This window comes from Nonomuraea mesophila, assembly GCF_004352805.1.
Classification (GTDB): Bacteria; Actinomycetota; Actinomycetes; order Streptosporangiales; family Streptosporangiaceae; genus Nonomuraea; species Nonomuraea longispora.
The window spans coordinates 17,473-37,154 of record NZ_SMLD01000096.1; the positions used below are offsets into that span (position 1 = coordinate 17,473).

18 protein-coding genes are annotated in these 19,682 nt (G+C 72.2%); 5 read left to right on the forward strand and 13 right to left on the reverse strand.

Annotated elements, in window-relative coordinates:
• Positions 1-105: 105 nt before the first annotated feature.
• The gene (locus E1295_RS29830) at positions 106-909 is read left to right on the forward strand and encodes an amidohydrolase family protein (RefSeq protein ID WP_132635041.1); all 804 of its coding nucleotides are present in this window, start codon (positions 106-108) and stop codon (positions 907-909) included.
• The gene (locus tag E1295_RS29835) at positions 906-1,622 is read left to right on the forward strand and encodes an amidohydrolase family protein (protein WP_132635044.1); all 717 of its coding nucleotides are present in this window, start codon (positions 906-908) and stop codon (positions 1,620-1,622) included. Before E1295_RS29830 ends, E1295_RS29835 begins: the two co-directional genes overlap by 4 nt.
• A 16-nt stretch (positions 1,623-1,638) precedes the next feature.
• Here E1295_RS29835 and E1295_RS29840 read toward each other — a convergent pair whose 3' ends face one another.
• From E1295_RS29840 to E1295_RS29865, 6 genes are all read right to left on the reverse strand, one after another.
• Positions 1,639-2,568, reverse strand: a complete 930-nt coding sequence (locus tag E1295_RS29840) for a dihydrodipicolinate synthase family protein (RefSeq protein ID WP_132635047.1) — start codon at positions 2,566-2,568, stop codon at positions 1,639-1,641.
• Positions 2,569-2,599: 31 nt separating this feature from the next.
• On the reverse strand, positions 2,600-3,553 hold the full coding sequence (locus E1295_RS29845; RefSeq protein WP_220448961.1) for a hydroxyacid dehydrogenase: 954 nt from the start codon (positions 3,551-3,553) through the stop codon (positions 2,600-2,602).
• Entirely contained in the window at positions 3,550-4,422 is an 873-nt protein-coding gene (locus tag E1295_RS29850; RefSeq protein ID WP_132635052.1) for a carbohydrate ABC transporter permease, read from the reverse strand. Before E1295_RS29850 ends, E1295_RS29845 begins: the two co-directional genes overlap by 4 nt.
• The gene (locus E1295_RS29855) at positions 4,419-5,285 is read right to left on the reverse strand and encodes a carbohydrate ABC transporter permease (protein ID WP_132635055.1); all 867 of its coding nucleotides are present in this window, start codon (positions 5,283-5,285) and stop codon (positions 4,419-4,421) included. Before E1295_RS29855 ends, E1295_RS29850 begins: the two co-directional genes overlap by 4 nt.
• Positions 5,286-5,301: 16 nt before the next feature.
• A complete protein-coding gene (locus tag E1295_RS29860; RefSeq protein WP_132635058.1) occupies positions 5,302-6,549 on the reverse strand; it encodes an ABC transporter substrate-binding protein in 1,248 nt (415 codons plus the stop codon).
• 87 nt (positions 6,550-6,636) lie between these two features.
• A complete protein-coding gene (locus E1295_RS29865) occupies positions 6,637-7,773 on the reverse strand; it encodes a DegT/DnrJ/EryC1/StrS family aminotransferase (protein ID WP_181958062.1) in 1,137 nt (378 codons plus the stop codon).
• Between the two features lie 74 nt (positions 7,774-7,847).
• Between E1295_RS29865 and E1295_RS29870 the strand changes: the two genes are divergently transcribed.
• Positions 7,848-9,092, forward strand: coding sequence for a response regulator (locus E1295_RS29870; RefSeq protein ID WP_246080501.1), 1,245 nt, complete (start codon positions 7,848-7,850; stop codon positions 9,090-9,092).
• On the opposite strand, the gene E1295_RS29875 is transcribed toward E1295_RS29870, so the two are convergent.
• The 3 genes from E1295_RS29875 to E1295_RS29885 form a co-directional block, all read right to left on the reverse strand.
• Positions 9,075-10,130 carry a dihydrodipicolinate synthase family protein gene (locus tag E1295_RS29875; RefSeq protein WP_132635064.1) on the reverse strand — a complete coding sequence of 352 codons (1,056 nt, stop codon included), beginning with the start codon at positions 10,128-10,130 and terminating at the stop codon, positions 9,075-9,077. The two genes, E1295_RS29870 and E1295_RS29875, sit on opposite strands and share 18 nt — an antisense overlap.
• A gap of 43 nt (positions 10,131-10,173) precedes the next feature.
• Complete coding sequence (locus E1295_RS29880; protein WP_132635067.1) at positions 10,174-11,178, reverse strand: NAD-dependent epimerase/dehydratase family protein; 1,005 nt, start codon at positions 11,176-11,178, stop codon at positions 10,174-10,176.
• A gap of 90 nt (positions 11,179-11,268) precedes the next feature.
• Positions 11,269-12,153 carry a Gfo/Idh/MocA family protein gene (locus E1295_RS29885; protein ID WP_132635070.1) on the reverse strand — a complete coding sequence of 295 codons (885 nt, stop codon included), beginning with the start codon at positions 12,151-12,153 and terminating at the stop codon, positions 11,269-11,271.
• A gap of 106 nt (positions 12,154-12,259) precedes the next feature.
• Between E1295_RS29885 and E1295_RS29890 the strand changes: the two genes are divergently transcribed.
• Entirely contained in the window at positions 12,260-13,135 is an 876-nt protein-coding gene (locus E1295_RS29890; RefSeq protein WP_132635073.1) for an NAD(P)-dependent oxidoreductase, read from the forward strand.
• A gap of 17 nt (positions 13,136-13,152) precedes the next feature.
• Here the strand turns inward: E1295_RS29890 and E1295_RS29895 are convergent, their stop codons facing one another.
• The 3 genes from E1295_RS29895 to E1295_RS29905 are packed head-to-tail and all read right to left on the reverse strand — an operon-like array spanning position 13,153 to position 17,733.
• Positions 13,153-15,207: a hydantoinase B/oxoprolinase family protein gene (locus tag E1295_RS29895; protein ID WP_246080503.1), complete on the reverse strand. Its 2,055-nt coding sequence runs from the start codon at positions 15,205-15,207 to the stop codon at positions 13,153-13,155.
• Positions 15,204-17,270, reverse strand: a complete 2,067-nt coding sequence (locus E1295_RS29900) for a hydantoinase/oxoprolinase family protein (protein WP_132635076.1) — start codon at positions 17,268-17,270, stop codon at positions 15,204-15,206. Before E1295_RS29900 ends, E1295_RS29895 begins: the two co-directional genes overlap by 4 nt.
• Positions 17,271-17,277: 7 nt before the next feature.
• Positions 17,278-17,733, reverse strand: a complete 456-nt coding sequence (locus E1295_RS29905) for a hypothetical protein (RefSeq protein WP_246080504.1) — start codon at positions 17,731-17,733, stop codon at positions 17,278-17,280.
• A gap of 102 nt (positions 17,734-17,835) precedes the next feature.
• On the opposite strand from E1295_RS29905, the gene E1295_RS29910 reads away from it, so the two are divergent.
• Complete coding sequence (locus E1295_RS29910; RefSeq protein WP_246080506.1) at positions 17,836-18,465, forward strand: thymidine kinase; 630 nt, start codon at positions 17,836-17,838, stop codon at positions 18,463-18,465.
• Positions 18,466-18,681: 216 nt separating this feature from the next.
• Here the strand turns inward: E1295_RS29910 and E1295_RS29915 are convergent, their stop codons facing one another.
• The gene (locus E1295_RS29915; protein WP_132635079.1) at positions 18,682-19,578 is read right to left on the reverse strand and encodes a hypothetical protein; all 897 of its coding nucleotides are present in this window, start codon (positions 19,576-19,578) and stop codon (positions 18,682-18,684) included.
• Positions 19,579-19,682: the final 104 nt, after the last annotated feature.

Below are 19,682 nucleotides of genomic sequence, written 5' to 3' on the forward strand. Positions count from 1 at the left end.
GGGCCCGCCGGGCGACGCGCACCCCGGCCCAGGGGTTTCACCTCTTGCTCATCGCGACCGACCGTACCTTTCTGCCCCCTTTCCGGCAATGCCATAATGACCGGCATGTCGATTGAGGACGGGCCCGAAAAACAAGGGTCTGCCACGCCCTTCGACGCGTGGCGGCTGGTGGGCGAGTTGGAGGTGACGCTCGACGTGGACGCGCTGCTCGGCGCGTACCCGGACCGCGACGGGCCGCCCGGCAGGCCCGAGGCCGTGCTGGAGACGCTGGCCGCGCACCGCGTGCGCGGGGCGGCGGTGGCGCACCTGCGGGCGGCGCTGTTCGACATGCGCACGGGCAACGACGAGGTGCTGGCCCTGGCGGCGCATCCCGGGATCGTCCCCGTCGGGACGGTGGACCTGCGCGACGCGATCGGCGCGGCCCGCGAGCTGGAGCGGCTGGCGTCGGAGGGAGCGCGGGCCGTCCGGCTCTTCCCCGACGAGCAGGGCGTCGACGCGGCCTTCCCCTCGGTCCGGCACGTCGCCCGCCAGGCCGCGCGGCTCGGCCTGGTGGTGCTCACCGGCGGTGACGTACGCAGGTTCTGGCAGCCCTTCACCGGGGTCGGGGCCACGGTCGTCTTCCTCGACACGCACTTCTACCACCTGGGCGACTTCCTGGTGGCCGCCGCGGACGAGCCCGGCTTCCACACCTCCACCCGCCTGCTCAACTCCCCTGACGCGCTGGAGACGGCCGCCGCCGAGCTCGGCGCCGACCGCCTGCTGTACGGCTCGCGCGCACCCCACTACGAGCCCCTCGTGCCCCTCCTCCGCCTGGCGACCAGCGGCCTGGGACCCGCGGAGATCGCCGCCGTGGCCGGCGGCAACGCGACGAGACTGCTCGCCGGAACGCCGAGGAGGCCCGCGCCGTGATCATCGATGTGCACGCCCATTGGGGGCCGTGGTTCTTCACCATGGACGTCGCCGGCTCGACCCTGGCCACCATGGACCGCTACGGCATCGACCGGGCGATCGTCTCCGCCACCGAGGCCGTGATCTACGACGCCCCCGCGGGCAACCGCGCCCTGGCCGCCTATCTGGAGACTCAGGACCGCCTGCTCGGCTACGTCACGGTCAACCCGCGGCGGCTGCGCGAGGCGGAGGCGGACCTGCGTACGTACCTGCCGGGCGGAAGGTTCGTCGGCGTCAAGATCCACACCGACTACACGGGCTCGCCGGCCGGCTCGGCGCGGCTGCGTGAGGCGCTGACGCTGGTCGCCGAGACGGGCCGCCCGGCGCTCGTGCACACGTGGGGCGCCTCGGTGCTCGACCTGGCCGAGGTCTGCCAGGACGTGCCCGGCCTGCGGGTGATCGCCGGGCACATGGGGGCCGACGGGTTCCGGCACGCCATCGAGGCCGCGCGCGCCTGCGACCGCCTCTACCTGGAGCCCTGCTGGTCGCACGCCCCGGCGGGCCGCATCGCCGAGGTCGTGGCCGGGGTGGACCCGGACCGGCTCCTGTTCGGCACCGACGCGACCCTGATCGACCCGGCGTCGGCCTTCGGGGCGGTCGCCGCGGCCGGCCTGCCCGGGGAGACGGCCGAGCGGATCGCCTGGCGCAACGCCACCGCCCTCTTCCGGCTCTGACCGCACACGGGCCGGGTCAGGCGGGTGATCCGGCACGCACCTGCGCCGTGCCGAAGTCCTGGGCCTGCAGGTGCAGGCGTTCCCGCTCGGGCAGGCCGGGACCGTAGGGGTCGTGGGCGTGGGTGCCGGGGATGCGGCCCTCGGCGGCGGCCAGCCAGAGCATGCGCTGCACGTACCCCTCCATGGGCTCGGTGAAGGTGGCGGCCGCCAGCCGGTCGAGACGACCCGAGGCCCGCTCGAACGCGCGCAGGTCCGGCTCGCGGAAGGCGCGCATCACCTCGGCCGTCACCCCGACGGCGGCGGCCGCGACGCCCACCAGGGCGGCCTCGGCCCCCCACAGCAGCGAGGGGCCGAACATGCGGTCCTCCCCCGTGATCGCCAGCCGGCCGGACTCGCGGGCGAGCGCGATCGCCCGCTGGCAGCCCATGGCGTCGGACAGCAGCGCGGTCTTGAGCCCGGCCACCCCTGGGTGCCGCAGGATCTCCCGCATGACGTCCGGCGGGCAGGGCCGCGTGTAGAGGTCGAAGGCGAGCATCGGCAGGCGGGCGGCCTGCCACACCTGCTCGTGCAGCGCGGCCCTGTCGCCTTCCGACGGGAACACGAGCACGCCGTGCGCGCCTAGGTCCGCGGCCGCCCGCGCCTGCTCGGCCGCGTCGCAGGTGCCGCCGCCCACGCCGACGAGCACGGGGACGTCCAGGGCCGCGGCACGTTCGATGACGGCGGCCCGGTCGGCGACGCGGTCGGCGGCGGCGAGGAACGGCCCGCGACCGGTGTGGGCGAGCACGGCCAGGCCGGTGGCGCCGTCGGCCACCAGGCCGGAGAGGTAGCGCGCCACCACGTCGAGGTCGATCTCGCCCGGCCCGGTCATCGGGGTCGCGGCCGCGGCGATCAGGGTGCCGCGCAGCCGGTCGCGCAACTCGGCCGCACGGGGGTCGATCTCCACCATTCGCACAGCTTAGACCCTCTCTTCCGGGGCGCTAGGCGGTCCAGCGCAGCTGTTCGCGGGTGATCTCGTGCTGGAGCGGCTCGCCGGCGAGGAACCTCGCGATCTCGCCGACCGTCAGCGTCCCCATCCGGTGCCTGGCCTCCTCGGTGCCCGCCGCCTGGTGCGGGGTGAGCAGCACGTTCGGCAGGCGGCGCAGCGGACTGTCCGCCGGGAGCGGCTCCTCGTCGAAGACGTCGAGCGCCGCGTCGATCCTGCCGCTGCGCAGTTCGTCGAGGAGCGCGGCCGAGTCGACCAGCCACGACCTGGCGGTGTTCACCAGTGCCGCGCCGTCGGGCATGAGCGCCAGCTCCCTGCGGCCGATCAGGTGCCGGGTCGCGGGGATGGCGGGGGCGTGCAGGGCCACGACGTCGCTGCGCCTCAGCAGGTCGTCCAGTTCCACCAGCGTGGCGCCCAGCCCGGCCGCGTCGTCCGCGGAGACGGTCGGGTCGGCGAGCAGCAGTTCGGCGCCGAGCGCCCGGACCAGCCCCGCGTACGCCCGCCCGGTGCGGGAGGCGCCCACGACGCCGACCACGCTGCCGCGCAGCTCGCGCCTCGGCCGGGCCGCCGCCCTGGTCTCCGCCCAGCCGGTCCCTGACCGCAGGCTGTGGTCGAAGCGGTGCACCTGGTGCAGCAGGCACATCGTGAACGTGAGCGCCACCTCGCCCACCGCGGGCGCCATCGCGGCTCCGGTCTGGGTCACCCGGATGCCCCGCTCCCAGAGCGCGTCGGAGACCAGGAACCCGACCGCGGCGCCGGTGTGCGCCACGAGCCGCAGCTCCGGCGCGCGGGCCAGCGTCTCCGCGTCCACGCGCGGGGTGTCCCACCCGGTGACCAGCACCTGCGCCCGCTCCAGCGGGCCGATCGGGGCCAGCCGCTCGAGCCGCGCGAACAGGGGTGGCGGGAGGAACATCTCGCGCAGCCCGGGAGCCAGGCAGAACGCGATCACTTCAGGCCCGTCATCGCGATGCTGTTGACCAGGTAGCGCTGCAGCAGGAAGAACACCAGCAGGCAGGGCACCACGGACACGGCCGCCGACGCCATGAGCAGCGACAGCTGCATCTCCTCGGTCCGCAGCGTGGTCAGGCCGACCGTGAGCGTACGGGTGGCGTCGCTCTGCCCGACGACCAGCGGCCACAGGAAGTCGTTCCAGTGCCACAGGAACACGAACACGCCCAGCGTGGCCAGGATCGGCTTGGTCAGCGGGAGCACGATCGTCCAGTACACCCGCCATTCGGAGGCGCCGTCCACCTTCGCGGCGTCGAACAGCTCGTCGGGCAGGCCCAGGATGAACTGCCGCATCAGGAACACGGCCTGGGAGTTGGCCAGCGTCGGCACGATCAGCCCCCAGAACGTGTCCACCCCGTCCAGGCTGTTGACGAGCACGAACGTCGGGATGAGGGTGGCCTGGAACGGCACCATCATGGTCGCGAGGAACGTCCAGAACATCGCCTCACGCCCGGGGAACCGTTTCTTGGCGAAGGCGTAGCCCGCCATCGACGAGGTGAGCAGGATGATCACCACGGAGACGAAGGCGTAGACCAGCGAGTTGAACGTCCAGGTGACGAACCCCGACGACGACAACACCATCGTGATGTTGTCCAGCGTGAGCGACTCCGGCCACCGCGCCGGCACGGTCGGGCGGCCCGCCGGCGACAGGGCCACGATGAACATCGCCACGAACGGGCTGACGGTCAGCACCGACAGCAGCGCGAGCAGGGCGGCCAGCGGCCATCTGCCCCGCCACCACCGCCTGCGCGCCGCGCGGGAGGGCTCGGCCCGTACGGTGGACGGACGGGACGCCGTGGTGGTCGTCATGTGTTCCCCCGGTCCAGGAAACGGCGCTGGATCAGTGACACGACCAGCACGACCGCGAACAGCACCATGCCCCAGGTGGCGGCGTAGCCGAAGTCGAACGACCGGAAGCCGTGGTCGTAGATGCCGTAGATGAGGGTGTACGTCGCCCTGGCCGGGCCGCCGCCGGTCATCACGTACACCGTGTCGAAGGTCTGGAAGGCGCTGATCGTCTCGATCACCATGACGAAGAAGATCGTCGGCTTGAGCAGCGGCAGCGTGACCCTGCGGAAGCGTTGCCAGGCGCCCGCCCCGTCGACCGTGGCCGCCTCCAGGTAGGAGGACGGGATGGCCTTCAGCCCCGCCAGCAGGATCAGCATCGAGTAGCCGAACCCCTTCCACACCGCCACGACGGCCAGCGCGGGCAGGACCACCCCCGACTGCTCCAGGAACGCGACCGGACCGAGGTCGGCCTTGGCCAGCAGGCCGTTGATCAGGCCGTTGTACTCGTAGATCCAGCGCCAGATGATGCCCGCGAGCACGAAGCTGGTCACGTACGGGAGGAAGAGCATGCCGCGGAACAGGCCGCGCATGAACACCACCTGGTTGAGCAGCAGCGCCGTGCCGAGTGCCACGAGCATGGTGAGCGGCACGTAGACGGCGGAGTACACGAGGGTGACCCGCAGGCTCAGCCAGAAGTTCACGTCGTCGAGCAGCCGGGCGTAGTTGTCCACGCCGATGATGTCCCACTCGCCGCCGATGTTCCAGTTCGTCAGGCTCATGCCCGCCGCGCCCAGCGACGGGAAGATCCGGAAGATCAGGAAGAGCACGAGTACGGGCAGCACGAACAGCAGGCCGGTGACCGGATCGCGCAGGCGATGACGCACCAGGTGGTCCCTTCCCTCAGCCGCCGCTGCCGAGCAGCTGGTTCGCCTCTTGCGCCGCCGCGTCGAGCGCGGTCTTCGCGTCCTCCTTGCCGAGCAGCGCCGCCTGGATGTGCGGGGCGAGCACGCCCATCACCTGGCGGGCCTTCGGGTGGGTGTCGCCGGGGAAGGCGTACTGCAGGGACTTGGCGAACTCCTTGGACGCCTCCGTCTGATCGGGCACGGTCACGTCGGTGCGCGCGGGGAAGAAGCCCGACTCCTTGGCCAGCGCGGCGGAGACCTCGGGAGAGGCCAGGTACGCGGCGAACTTCTTGGCCGCGTCCTTGTGCTCGGAGTGCTTGGCCAGCATGAGGCCTCCGGGGATGCCGAACGCGACCCGCTTCGTCCCTTCGAGCGGCACGCCGATGCCGACGTTCTCGGCGCCGATGGCGGTGGCGAGCTGGTCGACCTGGCCCGCGGTGGCCGCGTGGTACATGGCGGTCTCGCCGGCGGCCAGCGTGCCGCCCTCGATGTCGTTGCCCTTGCTCGCGGCGTTCGGCGGCAGGCCGCCCGCGGCCTTCAGGTCGAGCAGCAACTGCAGGCTCGCCACGCCCTCGGGCCCGTTGAACACGACGCTCTTGCCGTCGGCGGCGAAGACGGTGCCGCCGTTGGCCCACAGGATCGGGTAGAAGCTCTGGTTGAGGGTGACCTCGGGCTTGCCCGGATAGTCGAGGATGGCGACCTTCTTGGCGGCCAGCTTGGGCGCGGCCTCCTTCAGCTCGTCGAGCGTCTCCGGCACCTCGTCCACGCCGGCGTCGGCGAACGCCTTCTTGTTGTAGATCGGCGCGGTGATGGTCTGGTAGATGGGGACGCCGTAGAGCTTGCCGTCGATGGTGAGGGCGCTGAGCGAGTTGGGCAGGTAGGAGGCCTTGTCCGGGGTGACGATGTCGTCGACCGGCTCGATCGTGCCCTGCTGGGCGTACTGCGGGATCTGGTCGGGGCCGAGCACGACCAGGTCGAAGCCCTTCTTCGAGACCAGCGCCGTGGTGACCTTCTCCTGACGCCCCTCCCAGGGCTGCAGGTCGATCGTGACGTCGATCGCGAGGTTGGCCGCCTCGAAGTCCTTCTCGACCTTGCTCCAGAACGCCTGGCTCTTGGCCTGGTCCCCGATGACGGGATACATCCACAGGGTCACGGCGCTCTTGTCCGAGCCGCCGCCGCTGGATCCGCACCCGGCGACCGCCAGGCTCAGGACGGCCGCGAGGCCGACTGCCGCTGCCTTCTTCATCGGCGGCTTCCTTTCGCTTAATACCGGTCCTGACCGAAACCTAGTGAGCGCGACTTGGCCCGGTCAATGCCTGAGACGCGAACGTGACTACGCCCGGTCCCGGTACCTCGCCATCTCCCGGGCGATCGCCTCGACATGCTCCGGCGTGTAGTTCTCGTTCCAGTCGATGACGAGCAACGTACGGTCGACCATGCGCTCGGCCCGCGGGCAGGCGTTGGGGGTGTAGCCGTCGAGCGGGTAACGCGCCGTCCCGTAGATGGGCGCGTCCCACACCGGCGCCCTGTTCAGCGGCTCGGCGAGATATCCGGCGCGGGCGGGGATGCCGGCATCCGCCAGGTGCGCCGCACGTTCGGGCGCGTCGCCGTCGGGGCACACGATCGGGAAGAGCCACCACGCGTGGCCCTGCGGGCGCGGCAGGCGTACCCCTGGCAGGCCCTTGAGCGCGTCCATGAGCTGCAGGGCCGTGCGACGGCGCGCGGCGAGCACGCCGGGCAGCTTGGCGAGCTGGGCGAGGGCCACGGCGGCCTGGAGCTCGGTCATGCGGTAGTTGAGCCCGAAGGCGGCGTGCGAGCGTCCGGCCGCGCGGTCCCAGCCCTTGTCGGAGAAGAGCCGCATCCGCCTGGCCAGTTCCTCGTCGCCGGTGATCGCCACGCCGCCGTCGCCGCAGGTGATGTGCTTCCACTGCTGCAGGCTGAGGCAGGCCACGTGACCCGTCGTCCCCGCGAGCCCGCCGCCGGGCAGCTCCGCCAGCCAGGCCTGCGCGCAGTCCTCGATCAGCGTCAGACCGTGCTCGTCGGCCAGCGCGCGCAACTCGTGGATCCTGGCCGGCGCCCCGAACAGGTGCACCGCCATGATCGCCCTGGTCCGCGGGCCGATGAGCGCGGCCACGGCGCCGGGATCCAGATTCCCGTCGGACGGATCCACGTCGGCGAAGACAGGAACGGCGTTCTGCGCCAGTATGGGGGCCACGGTCCCGAAGTCCGTGATCGGTGTCGTGATGATCTCGTCCCCGGGGTCCGGAGCGGCCGCCACGACCGACAGATGGAGGGCCGCGGTGCCGGAGCTGCACGCGATCGCGTGGCGGGAGCCGTACATGCGCGTGATCTCGCGTTCCAGCTCGCGCGCCTCGGTCCCCCAGACGGAGTTGAGCATGCCCGAGCGGATCACCCGCTCGACGGCGGCCACCTCCTCGTCGCCGAGGGTGCGGCCGTCTGCTTCTGCCATGGACGGGAACTTCACCGGGCACCTCACCAGTTATGATTGCGGTCCTGACCGTAATAAGCGAGAGGGAGGCGTGCGTGGGCATCGTCATCGGAGTCGTCGGCCCGCACGATCTGGTCGACGACGTCGCGGCCGTCTGCGAGGAGCAGCCGGGCGTGAGCACCCTGCGCCTCGACTACGACCACGAGTCGCAGGCGCCCGCGATCGTCGAGGCCCACGCCGCCTCCGTCGAGGGCTGGCTGTTCACCGGCATCGTGCCCTACATGCTCTGCCGCGACGCCGAGGCCCTCACCCGTCCCGCCGCGTTCGTCGACTACTCGGGCGCGACGCTGCTCAACGCCCTCGTACGCCTCCAGCACCAGGGCGAGGACGTCACCAGGCTGTCGATCGACACGTTGCCCGCCGCCGACGTCGACGCCACGTTCGGCGAGGCCGGCCTGCCGGCCGGTGAGCTGCGCATGCACCCGTACCGGCCGGGCATGACCTCCCAGAAGGCGATCGCCTTCCATCGCAGGAGCCCCGCGCACACCGTGATCACCTGCCTGAGCTCCGTGCACGAGGCGCTGCGCGGCGAGCGGCACGTGCTGCGCCTGGTGCCCTCCGTGCACTCCGTACGGGTGGCGCTGCGCCAGCTCGTGCTGACCGCCGAAGGGCAGGTGCAGGAGGACGCCCAGATCGCGCTCGGGCTCGTCGAGGTGGCCAACGAGGAGGGGCTGCTGCGCGAGGCCACGGCGCTGGGCGGCACGCTGGCGGCCTTCCGCGGCGGCACCCATCTGCTGGTCACGACCCGCGGCCCGCTGCACGACGCCACGGGCGGCTTCACCGGGCTGCCCATGCTGGCCCGGCTGGCCGAGCAGAACGACGCCGTCCGCGTCGGGTTCGGGCTGGGACGCAGCGCCGCGGAGGCGGAGAGCCTGGCGCGGCGCGCGCTGGCCAAGGCCCGCAGGATCGGCCCGGTGGCCGCGGTGCTGTCGCTGCGGGCCGACGCCGACATCGTGCTGGAGTCGGTGGCCACCACGCCCGCCGGCGGGCAGAGCCTGTCGGTCATCGCCCGCCGGGTCGGGCTGTCGGTGCCGACGCTGGAGAAGCTCCTCCAGGCGCGGGCCGCCGCGGGGGGCGAACCCCTGACGACGCGCGAGATCGCCGACCGGCTGGCGGTCCAGCAGCGTACGGCCCGGCGCATGCTGCACCGCCTGGAGCTGGCCGGGCTCGCCGAACGCACCGGCAACCTCACCAGCGGATCCAGCGGCCGCCCGCTGACCCTCTACCGCCTGACGCTGCAGCATCCCGACCCCGGGCATCGGTCAGGCGAGCCAGCGTGAGAGGTTCTCGGCGACGAAGTCGTCGTCGCGCAGCGCCGGATAGGCGGCCAGCACCCGGTCGATCTCGGCCAGTTGGCCGGGCGACAGTTCCTCGGCCGGGTCCAGGCACCAGCGGCCCTCCAGCAGGCCCTGCCGGCGCAGCACCTCGTGGATGCCGGGGATGCAGCCGCGGAAGGCGTTGGCCGAGTCGAAGATGGCGGCGTTCGCGTCGGTCAGGTGACCGTCGAGGGTGAGCAGCCGGCGTACGGCCGCGTCGTCGCCCGAACGCGCCGCCCTGGCCTGCTCCAGCAGTTCCACGGCCCGCCGCACCCACACCGCCCACTGGCCGAGCAACCCGCCGACGAACTCGATCTCCACCTCGCGCCCGTCCACGACCACCCGGTGCGGGGTGATCAGGTCGGTCAGGATGTGGTCGTCGTTGCCGGTGTAGAGGGCCACCTCGCCCTGCCGGCCCGCGCGCACCACGCCGTGCAGCACGTCGAGGGTCCGGTAGCGGTCGAAAGGCGCCGCCTTGATGCCGACCACGGCCTCGATCGCCGCGAGCCGCGTCCAGAACTCCCTGGACAGGTGCCGGCCGCCGACCGCGGGCTGCAGGTAGAAGCCGATCACGGGCAGCACCTCGCTCACTGCCCGCGCCCGCTCGATCAGGCCGTCCTCGTCCAGCTCGCGGTACGGGCTGAGCAGCACCATGTGATAGCCGAGCGACCTGGCCAGCTCGGCCTCCGCCACCGCCTGCGCGGTCGGGCCGGTGGCGCCGGCCACGAGCACCACGTCGTGGTCGTACTCGCCCGCCACCGTGGCCGCCAGTTCGAGCACCGGGGCCAGCAGGCCGGTGCCGTGGATGGCGAACTGCGTGGTGTGCACGCCCACCGCCAGCCCGCCCGCGCCCGCCTCGACGTAGTAGCGGGTGAGCGCCCGCTGGCGGCGCTCGTCCAGCTTCCTGTCCGAGGTCAGCGCCAGCGGGTGCGCCGGGATCACCAGGCCGCGCCTGAACAGGTCGCGCACGGACGCGTGCGCCTCCGGAGCCGTGCCGAGCACGTGAGGACCCCCAAGTGAGTAAGTGCGGTGATGTGACAGCGGATCAGAAACGCCCGTCGCGGCGCTCGAACTTGGTGGGCTTGCCGAGCAGCGGCCCGCCGTCCGCGACCCAGCGCGCCGTGTGCTCGATGAGCTCGGCGGGGGTCAGCTCCGGGTAGCCGAACAGCCGGTGGCAGCGGCCCGCGTTCGACAGCAGCGCCGTGGGGGCCTCCTCGCCGCTGAAGACCGGCTCCTTGCCGAGCGCCTCGCCGAGCGCCAGCGCGGCCTGCCGCACCGAGATCAGCTCGGGTCCTGTCACGTTCAGCACGTACGGCGGCGTGCCGGCCAGCGACAGTGACCGCAGCGTCACCTCGTTGGCGTAGCCCTGCCAGACCACGTTCACCTGGCCGGTCGTGAGGTCGACGGGCTCGCCCGCGAGGACCTTCTGCGCCAGGTCGACCAGGACGCCGTAGCGCAGTTCGACGGCGTAGTTGAGCCGTAGCAGCGCCACGCGCGTGCCGTAGGTCTCGGAGAAGTGCGTCAGCACCCGCTCCCTGCCCAGGCAGCTCATCGCGTAGTCGCCGACGGGCCCGGTCGGGGAGTCCTCGGTGCTGCCGCCGCCCACCGGGACGAGCGGGTAGACGTTGCCGGTGGACAGGGCGGCGATCCTGCTGTCCCTGAACCGGTCGGCCACCCGGCCGGGCAGGTAGGTGTTGGTGAACCAGGCGGCGTGGGCGCGCCCCTGCGTGCCGAACTTGGCTCCGACCAGGAACACCACGTTGGGCGCGTCGGGCAGGTCGCGCAGCGCCCGTTCGTCGGACACGTCGGCGGGCACCACCGTCGCGCCGTCCTCCCGGAGCGCGTCGGCCAGGCCCGGCCCGCCGAACCGGGACACCGCGATGATCCGCCGGTCCCCACGGGTGGCGTTGAGCGCCAGCCGCACCAGGCTCGGGCCCAGCTTGCCGCCCGCGCCCAGGATCATGATGTCGCCGGGCAGCCTGCCCAGGTCGTCGACGAGCCCGTCGCCGGGCCGCGCCAGCCGCTCCTCGAGTTCCGCCGTCGTCTGCACGCACGTCCTCCGTCCGCTATTTACGGTCCAGACCGTAACCGGGCGAGACTCGCGCTGTCAACGCCGGGCCCGTCTCCCGACGCGCTCTCCCTACGCGCTCTCCCTCGCGGAGACGAGCACGTCGAGCACGGCTCTCGTCTGCTCCCACGGCACCGGGCCGGGCGCGCCGCCTACCATCGCCAGGAACGCGTCGATGGTGCCCTCGTAGCCGAGACCCCTGATCGGATCGTCGCCGCCCTCGATGGTGACGGTCTCGGTGGAGTCGCGCCGGTGCAGCGTGAGCGTGTAGGACTCCGTCTCGGAGACGCCCAGCACCTCGACCGTGCCGAGCACGCCGCCGCCCCACCGCAGGGCCATGACACCGGTGTCCTCAGAACGGAGCGGACCGTAATGCCGCGTGGACCGCGCGGCCCCCGCCAGGCGCACGTCGGGGCCCAGCAGGGCGACCAGCAGCTCCACCCCGTGCACCCCCATGGTCACCAGCGTGCCGCCGCCCTCGGCGGGTGTGTCCTGCCACGGGTTGTAGCCGGTCGCCCAGAGACCCACGTCGTGGCGTACGGTGGCCCGCACCGCGAGCAGGTCGTCCGGGGCGGCCCGCACCCCGGCGAACGCGGGCGCGAACCGCAACACCGACGTCGACATCACCCGGTCGTGGATCGGCAGCCGGTCGAGCGCGTCGAGCTGGGCCCGGGTCGCGGCGGCCGGCTTGTTCACGAAGCACGCCGCCCCCGTCTCCAGCACCCGGGCCAGCGCCGCGGGCACCTCCGGGTTGGGCACGGTCAGCACGACGCCGTCCGGGTCGTGCCCCAGCGCCCCCTCCAGGCTCTCCGCCACCTTCGCGGAGGGATGCTCATCGGTGAAGCGCCGCAGCCGCTCGGCGTCGGGCTCCCACACCACCAGCTCGGCATGCCTGGCCAGGGTGCGGGCATCGGTGTACGGGTGACTCGTGGCGAGCCCGGCAAGCACGATCCGCACGCGGGTCCCTCCCTTTCTTCCGATCGATCGGTTTCTCCGGCACCGGCGGGCGTCGACACCGCACCCTGCGCGTGGCCGCGTCCGCGGCCGAACGTACGATGATCCCATGACCAAGGTCGCAGTCCTGGGGACCGGGCTCATGGGCGCTCCCATGGCGCGCAACATCGCCACGTCCGGTATGCGGGTTCACGTGTGGAATCGTACGCGGGAGAAGGCCGAGCCCCTGGCGGCCCATGGGGCGGTCGTGGCCGGCTCGCCCGCCGAGGCCGTCGACGGGGCCGACGTGATCGTCACGATGCTGAGCGACGGCGACGCCGTGCACGCCGCGATGACGGCCGCCGCCCCCGCGCTGCGCCCCGGGCAGGTGTGGGCGCAGATGAGCACGGTCGGCGTGGCGGCCACCGAGCGGCTGGCCGCGCTGGCGGCCGAGCACGGGCTGACGTTCGCCGACGCTCCCGTGCAGGGCACCCGCCAGCCCGCCGAGCAGGGAAAGCTCGTCGTGCTCGCGGCCGGCCCGCGGTCCGCCAGGCAGGCGCTCACACCGGTCTTCGACGCTGTCGGGCAGCGTACGCTCTGGGTGGACGACGACGGGGCCGGTGGCGCGGGCACGCGGCTCAAGATGGCCACGGTGAGCTACGGCATCTCGCTCACCGCCGTCGCGGCCGAGGCCCTCGCGCTGGCCCAGGGGCTCGGCGTCGACCCCGGCCTGGTCCGTGAAGTGATCACCGGCGGCCCGATGGACAGCCCCTACTTCCAGGCCAAGTCGGTCTCCATCCTGGAGGGCGACTTCACGGCCAGCTTCGCCGTCACCAACGCCGTGAAGGACACCCGGCTGATCACACAGGCGGCGGAGGAGGCCGGGGTGCGGGTCGACGTGGTGGCCGCCGCGGGCGAACGGCTGCGCCGCGCCGAGGCCCAGGGGCACGGCGACCAGGACATGTCGGCCACCTACTTCGCCAGCTTCGACACACCTCCGGCCTGAGTCCCCGTACCTCGCGGTCAGGACTCTCCGGCCGGGCCTTCGCCGTGCGGGCCTTCGCCGTGCAGGCTCTCGACACGCGGACCCTCGCCGTGCAGACCTTTCCCAGGCGGACCCTCGCCGCGCGGACCCTCCGCGCCCGGGTCTTCGCCGGGCGGGACGTCGTCGCCTGGGTCGTCGCCCGGGGCGGTGTCGCCGGCAGGGCCGTCAGGGGGCGGGCCGTTGTCGGGAGGGCTGGTGAGCTCGTCGACGTCGGCGAAGGGCCGGCCGGCGAGTTTCGCATACCCCGGCCCCCGGTCGAAGAAGCGCCCGGCCGGCGGCCGTAGCCGGGCCCGCAACTCGGCGGTGCCCTGCTCGTCGATGCGGTCGCCGTCGAGCACCACCCCGTAGTCTCCCAGCGCGCCGGCGATCGACACCTTCCCGTCGCGTACGTCGGCGGCCACCGCCCGAGGGTCGCGGTCGTAGGGCGAGCCCCAGCCGCCGCCACCGGTGGTGCGGATCCTGATCAGCTCCCCCGCCTGCACCGGATGGTCGTCGACCAGCCCCTCCATCTCCTTGCCCGCGATCTCCACGCGGAACGGCCGCCCGGCGAGACCGCCGTTGACGCCCCAGCAGGACAGGATGGAGCGGTCGGCGATCGACATGTACGAGGCGTCCCTGAGCATGCGGATGTGCTTGTCGTAGCCGAGCCCGCCCCTGTACATGCCGGGCCCGCCCGAGTCGCAGGCCAGCGCCAGGCGCTCCACCCGGAACGGCCAGCGGGCCTCGGCGAACTCCACGGGGATGTTGCGCGAGTCGGGCACGACGTGGATGGTGTCCTCGCCGTCGGCGTACCAGCGCCCGCCGGAGCCGCCGCCCAGCACCTCTCGCATCAGGTACGGCTCGCCGTCGGCGCCGACGCCGTGGACGCCGGTGTAGCGGATGGTCTCCTGGTCGGCCGGCATGCGCCCGCCCGTCGCCTTGGCCAGCACGCCCGCCAGCACGCCGAGCAGGCGCAGGATGACGAACGTGCGGGCGTTGGTGGGCGCGGGGAAGACCGGGGTGAGCAGGCTGCCCTTCTCCGGGAAGATCATTCTGATGAGGGGGACGACACCCTCGTTGACGTCGAGCTCGGCCATGCGCTCCGGCGTGTCGGCGAGGTTGCGCAGCACCGGGGCCAGCCACTTCTTCAGAAACACGCCGTCGGCGTAGTCGCCCGCGTGGTTGATCGGCCCCTTGGCCTGCGGTGACGTGCCGGTGAAGTCGATGGTCAGCGGCGCCCGGCCGCCGTCGTCCGCCTCCTGTTCGAGGGCGGAATGGTCGACGGTGAGGGTGATGCGCTGGGCGTGCAGGCGCGGCTCGTCCACGCCGTCGTGCTCGGCGTAGTCCTCCCACACGTACGTGCCCTCGGGGATCTTGGCGAGCAGTTCCCTGCGGAACGTCTCGGTGGTCTTGCCGATGATCGCGTCGAAGCTCGCCTCGACGGCCTGCCTGCCGTACCGGTCGAACAGCTCCGCCAGCCGCCGCGCCCCCATCAGGCAGGCCGAGCACTCGGCGTCGAGGTCGCCGGCCAGCGAGTCGGGCATGCGGGAGTTGCGGGTCATGATGCGCAGCGCGGCCTCGTTGGGCACGCCCTGGTCCCGCAGCTTGATCGGCGGCACCATCAGGCCCTCTTCGTACACGGACCGCGCGTGCGAGGGCATGGACCCGGGGACGGACCCGCCGATGTCGTCGTGGTGGCCGAACGCCTGCACGAACGCCACCACCTCCCCCTCGTGGAACACCGGGACGGTGACGCACAGGTCGGGCAGGTGGCCGATGCCGCCTTCGGACAGGTAGACGTCGTTGTGGAAGTAGACGTCGCCGGGTCTCATCGTCTCGACGGGGAAGTCGCGCACGACCGGCTGGACGAGCGCGCTGTAGGAGCGGCCGGTCAGCTTGCGCATGCGTACGTCGTGGATGCCGGCGCGGAAGTCGTGCGCGTCGCGGATCATCGGCGAGCGGGCCGTACGCGCGATGGCCGTCTCGACCTCCTTCTCGACCGACGCGAGTGTCCCCTCGACGATCTCCACCAGGATGGGGTCGGTCGTGCTCATCGCTCACTCACCGTTCCTCGGTCCGCTGCGGAGATCTCCACGTTGCCGAAGTCGTCCACCGTCGCCGTGAAGCCCGGGTGGATGGGGATGGTCGAGCCGTACTCCTCGATCACCGCCGGGCCCGTGACCGTGGCGCAGGGGCCGAGCGCCGAGCGCTGGTGGATGGGGGTGTCGCGGGTCTCGTCGAAGTGCACGCGACGTACGGAGGTGGCGCCTTCGCCCGGCCTGTCCAGGCGGGGGATGACCGGACGGCTGATGGGGCCGATGCCGGACACGCGCAGGTTGACCCATTCGACGCCGTGACGGGGATCGTCGCGGTAGGCGTAGCCGTACAGCTTCTCGTGAGCCGTGTGGAAACGGTCGACGACCTCGGCCTGCCAGGCCTCGTCGATCTCGCCGGCGGGGGCGGCCACCCGCACTTCGTACGCCTGCCCGTAATAACGCAGGTCGGCGCTGCGCACGTAGACGGGGTCGTCGAAGCCCTCGCGGTCCAGTTCCTCGCCCGCCTGATGCTCCAGGTCGTGGAAGATCTCGACCGCCTTGCCCAGTTCGAGGTCGCGGGTGACGTACGTACGGACGTAGTCGTTCTTGACGTCCACCGTGAGCAGCCCGAACGCCGACACGTTGCCGGGGTCGCGCGGGACGACGACGGACGGCAGGCCGAGGATGTCGATCAGCCGGCAGGCCAGCAGCGGCCCCGACCCGCCGAACGTCACCAGCGGGAAGTCCCGCACGTCCAGCCCGCGCTTGACGGTGAGCTGCCGGATCGCATTGCTCTGGTTGAACGCGCTGATCTCCAGGATGCCCGTCGCCGTACGCTCGGGGGTCAGGCCCAGCTTGCCGGCCAGCGCCTGGATGCCCGCGCGGGCCGCCTCGGCGTCCAGCGGGATCTCCCCGCCCAGCAGGTGCGGCGGGATGCGCCCGAGGAACACGTGCGCGTCGGTGACCGTCACCTCGGTGCCGCCCCTGCCGTAGCAGAGCGGGCCCGGGTCGGCGCCGGCGGACCTCGGCCCGACCTTGAGCGTGCCCTCGGGGGAGATCCACGCGATCGAGCCGCCGCCCGCGCCGACGGTCACGATGTCGATCATCGGGATCTTGCACGGGTAACCGCCGACGGACCCCTCCGTGGTGACGGACGGCTCGCCCTCGATCACCACGGCCACGTCGGTGGAGGTGCCGCCGCCGTCCAGCGTGATCACCGAGCGGTGGCCCGCCGTGGACGCGACGAGCGCCGCGCCGAGCGCGCCCGCCGCCGGCCCCGACAGCACGGTGGTGATCGGCTGGTTGACGACCTCGCGGGCCGACAGGATGCCGCCGTTCGACTTCATCACGGAGAACGACGTGCCGAGCCGGTTGGACAGGCCGGCGATGTAGCCGCGCATGGCCGGTTTGACGGCGGCGTCCACGAGGGTGGTCACCGAGCGCTCGTACTCGCGGTATTCGCGCAGCACGTCACTCGACAGCGAGATCACCGCCTCCGGGTGCTCGCGCCACAACACCTCGCGCATGCGCCGCTCGTGCTCGGTGTTGGCGTACGCGTGCAGGAAGCAGACCCCGATCGCGGTGATGCCCTTGGCCCTGAACCAGCGGGCCACCTCGACGGCCTGCTCCTCGGAGAACGGCCACACCTCCTCGCCCCGGTGGTCGAGCCGCCCTCCGACGGTCCTGACGAGGTGCACGGGGACGATCCTCGGCGGTTTGACCCAGAAGTAGGAGTTGCCGTAGCCGTCCGGGACGCTCTGCCTGGCGATCTCCAGGATGAACTCGAACCCCTCGGTCGTGACGAGTCCGAGGTCGGCGATGCGGCCTTCGAGCAGCTGGTTCGTCGCCACCGTGGTGCCGTGGACGATCGCGCCGACGTACTCCATGGCCGTGCTCTCGTCACGGGCTTCCGGGCCGCGGATGAGCTCACCCAGCTTCTCGATGCCCGTGACGAACCCGTCCGCCGGGTTCGCCGGGGTCGAGGGGGTCTTGGTGGTGAGGATCTCACCGGTCTGCTCGTCCACCGCTACGACGTCGGTGAACGTGCCTCCGGTGTCCACTCCGATACGGACGCTACGCATGGCTCCTCTAGCTTCGGCGACGGCCGAGAACTTCGTCGATGACCCGGGGCGCGTTGTCTGTGCCGACGTACGCGGCCAGCCTCACCACCATCTCCTGGGAGCGGGAGAGCTCTGCCTCCACCCTGGCCTTGCCGGACTGACCGGCCTGCACCCCAAAATACGCTCCGATGATGGTGCCGATCACCCCGGCCACGCCCGCGAACAGCACGGCGAACTCCTGGGTGGCGAACACGGCGGCACCGAAGGCGACCAGGACCGCGATGATCCCGGTGACCACGACCAGGAAGCCGTAGCGCCATCGGGTGGCCTCCGCCTGGGCGGCCGTGACGTCGTCCTGCGACATCATCGCGTCGAGCGCCGGAGGGCCGGGCGGCACGCCGGCCGGCTCGTTCGGCGGCCCGCCGGACGGCCCGCCGGGCGGCGGGGTCGAGGGCGGGTTGGACGTCGGATTATCGGTGACCACACTTCCTCCTGTAACTCCAGGGGAGAAATGTCCCACGAGGTCATGGAACAAGCCAAGCCGCTAAGCTGGCGGCCCGTGACTGAAGTGTCTGCCTTGTCTGCCGTGCCGTCTGGTACCAGGGACGCCGTGCTGAAGTTCTACTTCGGCCCCATGGACTGCGGGAAGTCCACACTCGCCCTCCAGATGAACCACAACCACGGCCGGCAGGGCCGGCGCGGCCTCGTGCTGACCAAGCACGACCGCTCCGGCGGCCCCAAGGTCACCAGCCGGATCGGGCTCGGTCTCGAGGCGATCGAGGTGGAGGACGATCTCGACCTCGTACGGCTGGTCACCGGGCACGACAGGATCGACTACCTGATCTGCGACGAGGCCTGCTTCTACACGGTCGAACAGATCGAGCAGCTCGCCGACCTGGTGGACGAGCACGGCGTCGACGTCTACGCGTTCGGGCTGGCCTCCGACTTCCGTTCGGTGATGTTCCCGGCCGCCCAGCGGCTGTTCGAGCTGGCGGACGAGGTGTGCCGGCTGCAGGTCGAGGTGTTGTGCTGGTGCGGGCGGCCGGGCCGGCTGAACGCCAGGATCGTGGGCGGGACGATGGCGCGTACGGGCGAGCAGGTCGTGATCGGCGACACCGACGCCGCACACGTGCGCTACCAGGTGCTCTGCCGCAGGCATCACCGCTCGGGCCGGCTCGGCGAGGGCACGACGGAGCCGCAGCCGGAGGCGGTCTGACGTATCGCCTCTGAGGCCCGGGGGTCTCACCTCATCGGCTCACGACGTCCGGGGGGCGCCCCACGTATGCTGCCTCGATCAGCCGGTGCGCCTCGAATTAACACCAGGGGCACACGACATCAGAGAAAATCTCGACCTTCATAGACGGATGCAACCGCCCGCCCCGGCCCCTGATTCCTGCCGCCCGCCCTCCTTCGACCCAGGTGCGGGGGCGCGTCAGCCGGCGGCGAGTTCCTCCAGCCGGTACGGCAGGTAGGCGGAGTCGTCCACCAGCGCCGACGCGCCACGCCACCACCCGAACCACTCGCCGCTGCGCCACATCCAGTCGACCCGCTCGATGGCGGCCACGACGTCCCCCACGGTGTCCCACCGCTCGCCCAGCTGCGCGCGGGTGGCGCCGTGGCGCACGGCCCAGGCGCGCAGGACCTCCGAGGCCCCGGCGGGCACCTGGCGCGCGTACGGGTCGGGGTGTTCCCCGGGCAGCCGGTGCGGCCCGAGCCCGGCGGCCACTCCCCAGCTCCACTGCGCCTCGGCGGGCCGGGAGTAGCGCAGCGAGTGGAAGTCCAGGTTGGAGCCGAGGTCGTCGTCGGCCCGGCGGGTGACGACCGCGTCGAGCCGGCCGCCGGCGTCGAAGTGCACCACGAGCCGCTGCCCCGGCCTGACCCCCGGCGGCAGGTGGAAACGGTCCTCCGCCTGCCAGGAGTTCAGATCGACCTGGGCGACGGGCCGGCCCCACAACTGGTCGGCGGCGTCGTCGGCGATCCAGGCGGCCAGCATCTCCAGCGCGGTCAGGTCGGTCCACGGCTCGATCGCGACGGCCGTGCGCGCCACCTCGTCGGGAGGGGGCAGCTTGCCGCCCCTGGGCCTCGTCCACCACTCCACGCCCAGCTCACGGGTGCCGACCAGCAGCGCCGCCATGGCGGCCAGCTCGGCCGAGCGTCTCGTCAGCGAGGCCCCGAGCGCCAGCTCCAGCGTGCGGTCCGTCCGCTCGTCCCCGAGCACGGGGCGTACGCCGTCGATGAGGGCCGGGGCCGTCGGGCGCTCCTCGCCCAGCAGGTTGCGTACGACTCGTCTGGCCTCGGTCCTCGCGTCTTCAGCGTGTGCCTGCCGCATAAAGCCACGCTACGCCGGGAGATCCTTTTCCGCGAGAGCCCCGGCCACGCCGTCACCCCCTCCGACCACCCGCTTCCGACCAGCAAGCCCGCCCCGCCGCGGGG